Consider the following 11,369-nt stretch of genomic DNA (forward strand, 5'->3'; position numbering starts at 1 on the left):
CATGCTGGCACGCGCGCGACCCGGTGAAGCCTACCGCGAAAGCAATTTCGATGCCCGGCTGGTCACCAGCGGGCGCGAAGACCTGATCCTGATCTGTTTCGACGATCTGATCGAGAACCTGGGCGTGCTGGAAATCGCCGAGACCCGCAACGACCGGGCGGTCCGCAGCCGCGCGCTGACACGCTGCGTTACCGCCTTGACCGCGCTGGAACTGGGGATCGACCGCGAAGCCGAAATGGCTGCCAGCCTCGCGCAATTCTATGGCGCGGCGAAGGCGCTGCTGCTGGATTCGATCCGCGTGGTCGACCTCGACAAGATCAGGGAACTGCGCGACGACCTGCGCGAAATCGCCCTGGCGTTCCGTGCCGCGCAGCGCGCTGCGCGCGGGGGCTGACCGGCCCTTCCATCCGGCCGCGCGTCGAGCGGGACAGTTGCAGGCGGATTGCAGGACAATTCAACCGGGTTCGTCTTGCTCCCCGACATGGGCGCTTACCTTGACCAGCGCGGCGGCATATGCGCCGACCAGAGCGATGGCGGGGTCCGCGGCGAAGAGGTTGCCTTCCTCGATCTCATCGACGATCTTGACCATGCCCGATGCGGAGCCGCCCGCCGCGCGGGACAGCAGCACGCCGCTCAGCGGACCGACCAGTTCCAGCGCGGCGCAGACTGCAGCGTCGGCTTCGAGCAGCCGGGCCAAGCGGTCGCGGCTGGCGCGCGGCGTAATGAACGGAGCAAGCTGGATGGGCGCGGTGTCGAGAAGGTCGGCCATCGCCAGGATGGCATCGGATGCCGTTGCGAAACCGTCGACCGAACATGTGTCGACCAAGTCCAGCAGTCTGGTGTTCCAGAGAGGCATTGGCACGCACCCCGTATGAACGCGCCGTTTCCGGCAACGTTGCAGCGTGAATACACTGCTATACTGGCGGATGCCATCCGCCCGGCGGCCAATTTCACCCGATAATTCTACCGGACTGTCATGGGGTACTTACCAAGTGCTTAAGCGTTCTCGCTTTCGACGATCGCCAGCTTGAGCTTTGCCAGGGCCGAAGACTTCAGCTGATGGACGCGCGGGACGCTGACGTCGAGCACCGCCGCGATCTCGGTCAGGTTCAGTTCCTCGATGAAGTGCAGCTTGATGACCAGTTGCAGCCGTTCGGGTAGATTGCCGATCGCTTCGGCCAGAGCGGCGCGATCGCCCGTTTCCAGCAATTGCGCCTCGGCGTCGGGTTCGGCCGACTGGAAGGTCGGATCAGAATCCGAATAGCAATCCTCCAGATCCACCACCCGCGTCGCCAGTTGCGTGCGCATTTCGTGATACTCCCCTATCGAAGTCTGCAATTCCGCCGCGATTTCCTTGGCGGAGGGGTCGCGTCCCAGCGTGCTGCGCAGGCGATCGACGGCCGCATCGATGCGGCGCAGCCGGCCAGCCGCACCGCGTGCATGCGGCGACTGTGCGCGCAGCAGGTCGATCATCGCTCCGCGCACGCGCATTTTCGCATAAGCGGCAAAGCCGTCTTCGCCCGGCCGGTCGTGGCGCTGCGCGCATTCGGTCAGCGCGATCATGCCGGCCTGGATGAGGTCGTCGACATCGACTGCCGCGCCGCCGCTGCCTTCGTAATACCACGCCAGCTTGCGGACCATGGGCAGGAAATTGCCGATGCGCTCGTTGATTGCGCCGCCATAGGCGCGCTGCGCGTTGAAATGGGTATGGTCGTATCTCATGCAGCCAAGGCCTCCGTTTGATGGCCGAGTTGTTCTGTCTGTTCGGGTGTTTCGTCGCCCACGACCGCGATCACCTCGATCGGTTGCGAAGCGGGCAGTTCGTTGATCGACAGCACCAGGCATTGCGGCGCGCGCTGGCGCAGCAGTGCGGTCAGTGCGCGGCGCGCGCGGGGCTGGACGATCAGTGCAGGGCGGACCGCAGCCGGATCACGCTGGGCGACGATGGCCGCGATGCGTTCGCCGATCGAGCGGGCGAGGTCTGGTTCGATGACGATTTCGCCCGAGGCGGGATCCTGCAGCCCGCCGACCACCATTTCCTCGAGCTGTGCAGCCAGCGTGATGACCGGCAACTTCGCATCGGGCGGGCAAGTTTCGCTCACGATCATCGCGCCCAGATCCGCGCGGACGATGTCGATCAGGCGATCGTGTTCGGCGGTCTGCTGCGCGGCCAGCGACAGGCTGGAGAAAACGCGCAGCGAATGGCGCAGCGAAATGCCGTCGGCGAGAAGCGCCTTGAGCACGCGGGTCACGGCTGCCAACGTCAGCGGCTGCGGTGTGATCGTTTCGATCAGCTGGCCATGGCGTCCGCGCAAGTGGTCGATCAGGTCGCGGACCTGGTCGGGGCCGAGCAGGTCGTCCGCCCGGGTCGCCAGCAATTGGTGGATGTGGGTGGCGATAACGCTTTCGGGATCGACCGCGAGATAGCCTTCGGCAACCGCGAGGTCGCGCGTGCCGGGATCGATCCACAGCGCCGGACAGCCGAAGCTGGGGTCGACCGTCGCTTCGCCGGGGATCGGCTGTGAATTCATGGCTTCGCCGGTATCGATGGCGAGCAAGTGGTTGGGCTTGATCTTGCCCCCGCCGATCGCCGCGCCCCCTAGCGTGATGCGATAGCTGTCGGGATCGACTTCGAAGCTGTCCTCTATGCGGAACTGCGGGACGATGAAGCCGAAGGTCTGGCACATCTGCTTGCGCAGTCCGGTGAGACGCGCGACCAGCGTGGCTCCGTGCTTCTCGTCGGTCAGGTGGATGAGGCCGTAGCCGAGCTGGACCGTGACCAGCGTCTGGTCGGACACCTCGTCGATCGCGATATGCGAAGGATCGGGGGTGACGACGGGCTCGGGCACGTTCTGCGCCGCGTCCTCGCGCTTGCGCAGGCTGTGCCACAGCCAGAACGCCCCGGCCGACAGCGGCAGGATGATCGACTGCGGCATTGCCGGAATGCAGCCGATAACGAAGAGGATGCACGCGACCGGCAGCCAGATCTTCGGATCGGACAACTGCCCGCCGATCTGGTCGGTCAGATTGCGTGCGTCGGATACCCGCGTGACGATCACTGCGGCGGCGATCGACAGCAGCAGCGCGGGCACCGAGGCGACCAGCGCATCGCCGACTGCCAGCGTGATGTAGAAGCTGGCGGCATCGCCCGCCGACAGGTCATGCGTCGACATGCCCAGCACGAGCCCGGCGATCACATTGATCAGCAGGATCAGCAGCGCGGCAACCGCATCGCCCTTCACGAATTTGCTGGCACCGTCCATCGAACCGTAGAAGTCGGCTTCGGTGGCGATCTCGCGCCGCCGCGCCTTGGCTTCCTCGGCGGTCAGCAGGCCTGCGGCGAGATCGGAATCGATCGCCATCTGCTTGCCGGGCAAGGCGTCCAGCGTGAACCTGGCGGAGACTTCGGAGACGCGGCCCGCACCCTTGGTGACGACCATCAGATTGATGATCATCAGGATCAGGAAGACGAAGATGCCGACCGCGAAATTGCCGCCGATCAGGAATGCGCCGAAGGCTTCGATCACCTTGCCCGCCGCCGCACCGCCTTCGTGCCCGTTGAGCAGGACGATGCGCGTCGAGGCGACGTTGAGTGCCAGGCGCAGCAGCGTGGCGAACAGCAGGACCGACGGGAAGGACGAGAAATCGAGCGGTTTCTGCGCGTTCATGGCGGCCATCAGCACCGACACCGACAGCGCGATATTGAGTACGAAGAAGACATCGAGCAGCATTGCCGGAATCGGCACCACCATCAGCAGGATGATGGTGAGGATCCCGAAGGGAAGCGCGAGCCCCGGGTTGAAGAAGGTCCGCGCGCTCACAGCCCGAACGCCCTGAACTTGTCATAGGCGGCGGCGATCTGCGTTTGCGCGCGGCCATTGCCCGTGCCGGTATCGCCGAAGGTGGCGCGCAGCGTATCGGCCATCGAGGGCCGGGCTGCGGGATTGCTTGGCAGGGCGGGGGGCGCAAGCCCGCCCGAACTGCGCATGCTGCGCTGGGCGGGCTGCTGCGCGGCCAGTCCGGCGAATTGCTGTTCGATCCGCGGCCCGGTGCCCGGCAGCGGCGTGTCGCCATAGGCGCGCGCCACCTTGTCGCGCATCAGCGACATGACGTCACCGACCGAGCGCGGCGCCCCGCCGTCATAGAAGATCGAGCGATTGGCTCGCGCGGCCTGCGGCATCATGGCCGCCGCCGACTGGTCGGGATTGCTGGCCAGCGCGCCGAGGAATTTCTGTGCACCGCCGAGGCCGAGGAAATGCGCCAGATAAAGCTCGGCCGGTTCGGCCTCGCGTCCCAGCACTGTCTGCAGGCCGGCAGCGTTCTCGCGCGTCAGCTCGGCGGCCATCAGCGAGGAGGTGTCGGCATCGTAGCGCAGCGACAGCAGGTGGTCGCGCGTCGCGTGGTCGGCAACGCGGCCGTTCTTGCCGATCGCGGCGTCGGCCCATTCCATCCCGTGCTTGGCGCCGTGCCGGTCGAGCGTGCGCAGCCAGGTGGAGTCGATGAACTGGTAGAGCCCGGTCGCGCTCGAGGTGCCGGCCTTGGCGCTGGGATCGAGACCCGATTCCAGCTTGGCCTGCGCGAGCAGATAATCGAAGTCGACACCCGTCCGCGTGGCAGCGCGCGCAATGGCGCTCTGCACGTTGGCCGACTGGACTGGATTGATGGTAGGCACGCGATCTCCGGAATTAACTGTCCCGGAAGATCAGCAAGGTCCGTGCCAAAACCTGCGTCGTGTTCGTGGGCCGATCAGGCCAGCGCCATGCTCGCACCCTGCCGCGGCAGCGCGGTATAGGACGTGTTGCCGCCGCTGAGCGCGCCCAGCCGGTTCTGTACATTGCTGGCAATCAGGTTGCGCAGGCGGCGGTTTATCTCGTTCAGGCGGCGTACGGCATCGAGGACGCCGAGGCATTCCTCATCCATGCTGGCCTGATCGACGCTTTCCAGTTTCGCGCACAGATCGAGCTTGCCGTCGGTACAGTTGACGATGCGATCGAGATCCAGAGCGGCAAGCGCCTGCCGCTCACCCTGCAAAAGAGCGAGCATCTGTTGCAGGGTCGACAGCGTTTCCTGTTTGCGGGTCATTTCCCGACCTTTCCATAGAGGCCCGAAGCGATGAGGGCATCGGCAATTTCTGTGGGAATGAGCGGATAGGTGCCGGTTTCGAGCGCCTTGCGGATTTCCGCCACGCGATCGTGGTCGACGGGAACGTCGCGTCCGGCAGCCAGTGCCGAGGAGGCTACCGGCGCTTCGGCTTCGCGGGCCTGGTTGCCGACCTTGGTGGACGGCGCAATCTTTTCAGCAGGCGCGAGCGCGGCACTGGGCCGTCGCACCGATCCTCCGAATTCCGGCAATCCGACAATACGCATCGTTTCGCTCCATTAGCTGGTCGTTCAGGAGAACGGCGAAGGATGCGCGGGTTTAACACCCCGGCAATATTTTTGCCGGTTACGGCAAATCGATGCCGACCTGGCCCGGGCTGAGGACCATCGCGCGCAGCGTTTCGGTGCGTTCGCCGCTGGCGCGCACCTTGATCCATTCGCCCTGTGCGCCGTCTTCCACGGCAGAGCCCTGCCGGTTGAGCGTGAAGCCCCGACCGCGCACCAGAATGCTGACGTTCTCACCGCGCTTGACTAGCGTTTGCCCATATTGCGGCGCGGCGTTCCGGGCGCTGGAGCCACCGGTGTCGACTGCCACATAGATCCGCCATCCCGCTGCGGGGCAGGCGACCTGCACCGACCGCTGATCGCGTCCGAACCATTGCAGGTCGAGCGGCGACTGGCAGGCCTGCAGACGCAGGCGGCGATCGACGGGCAGTTTTGCGCCGCCGGGCTGCCCGACCTCAGCCCCGGTGAATTCCGCCACCGCGCGGTCGAGCATCGACAGGTCCATCGGCGAGGCCGCCGCCGCGGAAGCCGCAAGGCCTGCGGCTACGAGTGATCCGAGAATAAGTTGGCGCATGGTCGTTCCTGACTCCGGCATTGCAGAACCTGCTCCCGCAGCGGGAGCATTACAGGAACTTATTCAGCAAGGTTCGTGCCATCTTCGGGGCGGCGGAGGTAATCGACCGAAATGATGACCCCGGCGGCCGTATCGGGCGCTAGCAGCAGCCGCGCCGTGACACCTGCCCGTTCGGCTTCGTCCAACAGGCGGCTGCCCTCGGCAAGCGCTGCGTCCCGGCTGCCCGCAGGGTAGCCGATTTCGATCGTGGCCATCTGCCGTTCGTCGGTTGCCGCCGCGCGCAGCCATTCGGTGACACTTTCGCCGGGGGCGGGGCGGTGCACCGCGAGCGCGGCTTCGCCGGTTTCGGCGGGACCCGTCTGGCGCGCTTCGGGCGGCGGCGCAGCGCGTTCGCCTGCGGCATGCGCGGTGATCAGGAACAGGATCAGCGCCAGATCGGCAGTGATCGTCTGCCAGCTCGAGGGCGCACGCAGGATCATGCGGCGTGCGATGCCGGTTGCGCGGCGGAAGTGGCAGCGCCGGTGCTGCGGATGCCTTCCTCGAGCCATTCCAGCACGGCCTCGCGGTCGCGCTCTTCCTTGCGGGACTTGCGGCCGATCGCACTGCCGATCGGGGCGAAGACGAAGTTCGCCGCGACCAGGCCATAGAGCGTCGTGATCACCGCCATTGCGATAGCGCCCACCAGTCCGGCATCCTGCGCCGACGCGCCCGGCGCCTGAGCGAGTGCGACCAGCGTCCCGGCAAGGCCCAGCACGGGGGCCAGTTCGGCGGCGTTGTCGAACACGCGCATCGCGGTTTGGGCATGCGCGAGGCGCGCATCAGCGAACTTCGCGTGTTCGCCATGGAGCGACTGGATCGACCGCTGGTTGATGATCAGGTCGGACAGGCTGTCGAACTCGCTGTCGCCGAACCGGCGCGGTTCGGCCCGCAGGAAGCCGTCGTCGGCGATCTCGCGCACCTGCACCGAAAGTTCGGCCTTGGCCTGCGCCGGGTCGAACGGCTTGTCGAACAGACCACTCAGCGCGGCGAGCGCAATACGGCAATCGGCTACGCCGCAGCGCAGCAGCGTTGCCGCAAGCGTACCGGCGAAGACAATGGCGATCGCCGCGGGTTCGAACCAGGTTTCCAGCATGGGGTAGCTACTCCTTGCAGCCCAGAACGGCGCGGCAAGCGCCAGTTTTATCCGGCGGACGAACTTTGCCGCATTCCGGCAAAGGCTTGCCACCTTCTGCCGGTTTCGCCGTTGCAGGGGCGGCAATCGCAGTTTGGCACGCCCCTTGCTGAATGGTTTCCGTAATTTTTGCGGAGGCTCAGATGAGCGAAGGTTTGTTCGGCATTCACGGGGCGGCACTGGAGATCCGGTCGCAGCGCATGGGCGTGCTCGGTTCGAATATCGCCAATGCGGCAACCCCCGGATACAAGGCGCGCGACGTCGATTTCGCCGCTGCACTGCAGGCACGGCTGGGCGGCGCTGACGCCGGCCGGGCAAGCGATGGGGCGATCCAGTATCGCATCCCGACGATGGCCAGCCTCGATGGCAACACGGTCGAGATGTCGACCGAACAGGCTGCCTTCGCCGAAAACGCGGTCGCTTACACGGCCACGCTCAACTTCCTGCGCGGACGGGTCGAAACCGTGACCCGCGCGATCCGGGGCGAATGACGATGAGCGGGCCGACATCCTTTTTCGAAGTAGGCCACCGCGCCATGTCCGCGCAGCTCGTGCGGATGAACACGGCCGCCTCCAACCTTGCCAATGCGGGCTCGATCGCCGGCAGCGAGGAAGAAGCCTATCGCCCGATGCGTACCGTATTCGAGCAGGAGCTCGACAAGGCCTCAGGCCTGTCTTCGGTCCGTGTCGGCGGGGTGGTGCGCGAAGATGTCGCCGCCATCCGCCGGCACGACCCCGGCCACCCGCTCGCCGACGAGAACGGCGACGTGTGGGAGGCTCCGGTCGATGAGAACGCCGAAATGGTCGAGATGCTCGAGGCCTCGCGCCAGTACCGCAACATGATCGAGGCCATGTCCACCGCCAAGCAACTGATGCTCGAAACGATGAGAATGAAATGATCACACCGATGACCAACCAGGCAGCCATGTCTGCGACGACTGCGTCCACCGCAACCTCCGGCCGCGGAATGGACGCGCTGGGGCAGGGCGATTTCCTGCGCCTGCTGACCGTCCAGATGCAGCAGCAGGACCCTTTCGACCCCGTCGACAACAAGGAAATGCTGGCGCAGATGGCGCAGTTTTCCTCGCTCGCAGGCGTCAGCGAAACCAATTCCATGCTCGAGCAGATCGCGGACAAGCTCGACCAGCTGATCGATACCACCGCCTCCGCTTCCGCATCCAATATCTGATCAGGGAGACAGTCCATGTCCTTCTATACTTCGCTCAACGGCATGAAGAATGCGCAGACCTCGCTCGGGGTGATCGCGCACAATATCTCGAACTCGGAAACCTACGGCTTCAAGCGCAGCCGGACCGAATTCTCCGAAATCGTCGCCGGTTCGGCACTGACCAATCCGCGGATGATCCAGGGCATCGGCTCGTCGGTGGAATCGATCACGCAGAACTTCTCGCTCGGCCCGGTCGAACAGACCGGTTCGGCGCTCGACCTGGCGATTACCGGCGATGGCTTTTTCACCACGCGGTCGGCTTCCGACGGGTCGACGCTCTATACGCGTTCGGGCTCGTTCTCGATGACCGAAAGCGGCAATATCGCGGATAGCGCAGGCAATCGCCTGCAGGTTTTCGCAGTCGATGCCAACGGCCAGGTGACCGGCAATGCCATCGGCGATGCGCAGGTGCCGCCGGTCAATGCCAACGGTTCGGAATTCGCCGGCGTGACCGTCACGGCCACTGGGATTGTCCAGGCATCCTATGCCGACGGCACGGTCGAACCGGTCGGGGCAGTGGCGCTTGCCAGCTTCATTTCGCCCACCGGTCTCAAGAAGGTCGGTTCGGCAAACTGGGAAGGCACCGGCCTTTCGGGCGCAGCCACCTACGGTTCGCCGGGCACGGGGGCTTACGGGTCGCTGCTTTCGGGTGCGCTTGAACGCTCCAATGTCGATATTGCCGAGGAGCTGGTCGGCCTGATCACCGCGCAGCGGAACTTCCAGGCCAACGCCAAGGCAATCGACACCGCGACCCAGATCTCGCAGACCGTCATCAACCTGCGGACCTGATCGAGATGGACCGCCTCATCCATACCGCGCTGTCGGGCATGCGGGCGTCGATGGACAGCCAGCGTGTCATCGCCAGCAACATGGCGAATGCCAATACGCTCGGGTTCCGGGCCGAAATGCTCGACCAGCGCGCAGTCACCATCGAAGGCCAGCCGAACGAGGCGCGCGCGATGCAGCGGGCCAGCGTGCGCGGCGCGGATATGGCTGCGGGCGAAACCATCGCGACCGGCCGCGACCTCGACGTCGCGGTGGAAACCGACGCGCTGATCGCCGTGCAGGCGGTCGACGGCACCGAAGCCTACACCCGCCGCGGCGACCTGTCGGTTTCGGCCACCGGTTTGCTGGTCAACGGCGAAGGCCGGCCGGTGCTGGGCGACAATGGCCCGATCACCGTGCCGCCGGTCGGCATCCCGGGGATCGCCCCCGACGGTTCGATCACGATCGCCGATCCGGCCGCACCCGACCAGCCCCCGGCCGAGATCGGCCGGATCAAGCTGGCCGCGTGGGAAGGATCGCCGATCAGCAAGGGCCTCGACGGACTGTTCCGCGTCGAAGGCGGGGGCATCCTGCCCACCGACGAGGCGGCCACCGTCAAGGTGGGCTCGCTCGAACAGTCCAACGTCAAGACCACCGAAGTGCTGGTCGACATGATCGATGCGCAGCGGCTTTTCGCCATGCGCAGCAAGGTCATCTCGACCGCACGCGAAATAGACGAAAGCGGCGCGCAGCTCATGCGCCTCGGCTAGTCAGGGAAAGGATTAACCCATGCCCACTTCAGCCCTTCAGGTCGCCCGTACCGGGCTCGAGGCCCAGGATGCGCGGATGCGCGTCATCGCCAACAACCTCGCCAACGTCGGCACCACCGGCTTCAAGCGCGATCGTGCCAATTTCGCCACGCTCGCCTATCAGGACGCACGCGTCGCCGGTCAGCGCTCCTCGGGCGAAACCGCATATGCCACCGGCCTCAACCTCGGGACCGGCGTGTCGGTCCAGTCGACCAGCCAGATCATGACGCAGGGGGCGCTCAGCACCACCGGCAATGCGTTCGATCTCGCGCTTGACGGCGATGGCTACTTCGAAGTCGAACTGCCGGGCGGCCGTGTCGGCTATACCAGGGCGGGCAACTTCACGACCTCTGCGGAAGGCCAGCTGGTCACGCAGCAGGGCTATGCGGTCCAGCCGGCGATCACCATTCCCGAGGGCGCGACGGCCATCGCGGTCGCGCCCGACGGCACGGTCTCGGCAACCGTTCCCGGCGAAGCGCAGCCGGCCGAGCTGGGCCAGATCCAGGTCGCGCGTTTCACCAACCCCGCCGGACTACAGGCGATCGGCGACAACTTCCTAGTCGAGACGGCCGCCAGCGGCGCCGCCGAAGTCGCCCCGGCGGGCGAAAACGGCCGCGGCAACATCCGCCAGGGCATGCTCGAATCCTCGAACGTCAACATCGTCGAGGAACTGGTCGAAATGATCGAAGCGCAGCGCGCCTACGAAATCAGCTCAAAGATGGTTTCGGCCGTCGACGAAATGCTGCGCAACGCCAACCAGACGCTGTGAGGAATCCCGCAATGAAGACCGCCATCTGCCTGCTGCCCCTGTCGTTCGCGCTTGCCGCCTGCGGGGGCGGTTCTGCGCGTCCCGCCGGGTTCGCCGCCGCGCTGCCGCCGCCGCCGCAGGCGGCGCCCGCCCGGCACCGCGATGGCGCCATCTACCAGGCCAGCCAGGGCTATGCCCCGCTCTATTACGGCAACCGTGCGGCGCGGGTCGGCGATATCGTCACCATCGCTCTGATCGAACGCACGCAGACGTCGAAGTCGACCAGCGGCTCGACCAAGCGCGATGGCAGCGTGGGTCTGTCGTTGCCCGAATTCATCGGGATCGACAGTTCCGATCTTAATGCGTCGGGCGGATCGTCGTTCAAGGGATCGGGCGACGCGTCGCAGGCCAGCTCGATCCGTGCCGATCTGACGGTAACGATTGTCGAAGTCCGACCGAACGGCACCGCACTGGTGCGGGGGGAAAAGGTGATGCAGCTCAGCCAAGGAGAAGAATGGGTCCAGCTTTCGGGCATCATCCGGCTGGCGGATATTGATCAGGACAACCGGATCCCGTCGATCCGCGTCGCTGATGCACGCATTTCCTATTCGGGCGCGGGTTCGGTCCAGCGGGCCAGCCGCGAAGGCTGGCTGTCGCGCTTCTTCGGCGCCGTATCGCCCTTCTGAGGATA

Annotated in this window: 17 protein-coding genes; 8 read left to right on the forward strand and 9 right to left on the reverse strand. The window is 65.7% G+C overall.

What is annotated here, in order from left to right; translation table 11 throughout:
• Position 1: 1 nt before the first annotated feature.
• On the forward strand, positions 2-394 hold the full coding sequence (locus tag SJY12_RS00140) for a flagellar protein FliS (RefSeq protein ID WP_063511831.1): 393 nt from the start codon (positions 2-4) through the stop codon (positions 392-394).
• Between the two features lie 60 nt (positions 395-454).
• Here SJY12_RS00140 and SJY12_RS00145 read toward each other — a convergent pair whose 3' ends face one another.
• The 9 genes from SJY12_RS00145 to SJY12_RS00185 form a co-directional block, all read right to left on the reverse strand.
• Entirely contained in the window at positions 455-856 is a 402-nt protein-coding gene (locus SJY12_RS00145) for a hypothetical protein (protein ID WP_397505615.1), read from the reverse strand.
• Positions 857-996: 140 nt separating this feature from the next.
• A complete protein-coding gene (locus SJY12_RS00150; protein WP_397505616.1) occupies positions 997-1,722 on the reverse strand; it encodes a sigma-70 family RNA polymerase sigma factor in 726 nt (241 codons plus the stop codon).
• The gene (locus SJY12_RS00155) at positions 1,719-3,821 is read right to left on the reverse strand and encodes a flagellar biosynthesis protein FlhA (RefSeq protein WP_397505617.1); all 2,103 of its coding nucleotides are present in this window, start codon (positions 3,819-3,821) and stop codon (positions 1,719-1,721) included. The genes SJY12_RS00150 and SJY12_RS00155 overlap by 4 nt, the downstream gene beginning before the upstream one ends.
• A complete protein-coding gene (locus SJY12_RS00160; protein ID WP_341859249.1) occupies positions 3,818-4,672 on the reverse strand; it encodes a transglycosylase SLT domain-containing protein in 855 nt (284 codons plus the stop codon). The genes SJY12_RS00155 and SJY12_RS00160 overlap by 4 nt, the downstream gene beginning before the upstream one ends.
• Before the next feature lie 74 nt (positions 4,673-4,746).
• On the reverse strand, positions 4,747-5,082 hold the full coding sequence (locus SJY12_RS00165; RefSeq protein ID WP_082835635.1) for a hypothetical protein: 336 nt from the start codon (positions 5,080-5,082) through the stop codon (positions 4,747-4,749).
• Positions 5,079-5,366 (reverse strand): flagellar biosynthesis anti-sigma factor FlgM, encoded by a 288-nt coding sequence (locus SJY12_RS00170; RefSeq protein WP_397505618.1) that lies wholly within the window; start codon positions 5,364-5,366, stop codon positions 5,079-5,081. The genes SJY12_RS00165 and SJY12_RS00170 overlap by 4 nt, the downstream gene beginning before the upstream one ends.
• A 79-nt stretch (positions 5,367-5,445) precedes the next feature.
• Complete coding sequence (locus SJY12_RS00175; protein WP_269420709.1) at positions 5,446-5,958, reverse strand: flagella basal body P-ring formation protein FlgA; 513 nt, start codon at positions 5,956-5,958, stop codon at positions 5,446-5,448.
• Between the two features lie 59 nt (positions 5,959-6,017).
• Entirely contained in the window at positions 6,018-6,437 is a 420-nt protein-coding gene (locus SJY12_RS00180; protein WP_082847742.1) for a hypothetical protein, read from the reverse strand.
• The gene (locus tag SJY12_RS00185; RefSeq protein WP_063505372.1) at positions 6,434-7,090 is read right to left on the reverse strand and encodes a MotA/TolQ/ExbB proton channel family protein; all 657 of its coding nucleotides are present in this window, start codon (positions 7,088-7,090) and stop codon (positions 6,434-6,436) included. The genes SJY12_RS00180 and SJY12_RS00185 overlap by 4 nt, the downstream gene beginning before the upstream one ends.
• A 182-nt stretch (positions 7,091-7,272) precedes the next feature.
• Between SJY12_RS00185 and SJY12_RS00190 the strand changes: the two genes are divergently transcribed.
• The 7 genes from SJY12_RS00190 to SJY12_RS00220 are packed head-to-tail and all read left to right on the forward strand — an operon-like array spanning position 7,273 to position 11,364.
• Positions 7,273-7,620: a flagellar basal body protein gene (locus SJY12_RS00190; protein WP_050599111.1), complete on the forward strand. Its 348-nt coding sequence runs from the start codon at positions 7,273-7,275 to the stop codon at positions 7,618-7,620.
• Positions 7,617-8,027, forward strand: coding sequence for a flagellar basal body rod protein FlgC (gene flgC / locus SJY12_RS00195; RefSeq protein WP_050599112.1), 411 nt, complete (start codon positions 7,617-7,619; stop codon positions 8,025-8,027). Before SJY12_RS00190 ends, flgC begins: the two co-directional genes overlap by 4 nt.
• Positions 8,024-8,317: a flagellar hook assembly protein FlgD gene (locus SJY12_RS00200; RefSeq protein ID WP_233996503.1), complete on the forward strand. Its 294-nt coding sequence runs from the start codon at positions 8,024-8,026 to the stop codon at positions 8,315-8,317. The genes flgC and SJY12_RS00200 overlap by 4 nt, the downstream gene beginning before the upstream one ends.
• A gap of 15 nt (positions 8,318-8,332) precedes the next feature.
• Positions 8,333-9,145: a flagellar hook-basal body protein gene (locus SJY12_RS00205; protein WP_050599114.1), complete on the forward strand. Its 813-nt coding sequence runs from the start codon at positions 8,333-8,335 to the stop codon at positions 9,143-9,145.
• A 5-nt stretch (positions 9,146-9,150) separates the two neighbouring features.
• Entirely contained in the window at positions 9,151-9,891 is a 741-nt protein-coding gene (locus tag SJY12_RS00210) for a flagellar basal body rod protein FlgF (RefSeq protein ID WP_050599115.1), read from the forward strand.
• A 19-nt stretch (positions 9,892-9,910) separates the two neighbouring features.
• Positions 9,911-10,699 carry a flagellar basal-body rod protein FlgG gene (flgG, locus tag SJY12_RS00215; RefSeq protein ID WP_050599116.1) on the forward strand — a complete coding sequence of 263 codons (789 nt, stop codon included), beginning with the start codon at positions 9,911-9,913 and terminating at the stop codon, positions 10,697-10,699.
• A gap of 11 nt (positions 10,700-10,710) precedes the next feature.
• Positions 10,711-11,364: a flagellar basal body L-ring protein FlgH gene (locus SJY12_RS00220; RefSeq protein WP_230833334.1), complete on the forward strand. Its 654-nt coding sequence runs from the start codon at positions 10,711-10,713 to the stop codon at positions 11,362-11,364.
• Positions 11,365-11,369 lie beyond the last annotated feature (5 nt).

The organism is Qipengyuania sp. R86523, assembly GCF_044596365.1.
GTDB classification, from domain to species: domain Bacteria; phylum Pseudomonadota; class Alphaproteobacteria; order Sphingomonadales; family Sphingomonadaceae; genus Qipengyuania; species Qipengyuania citrea.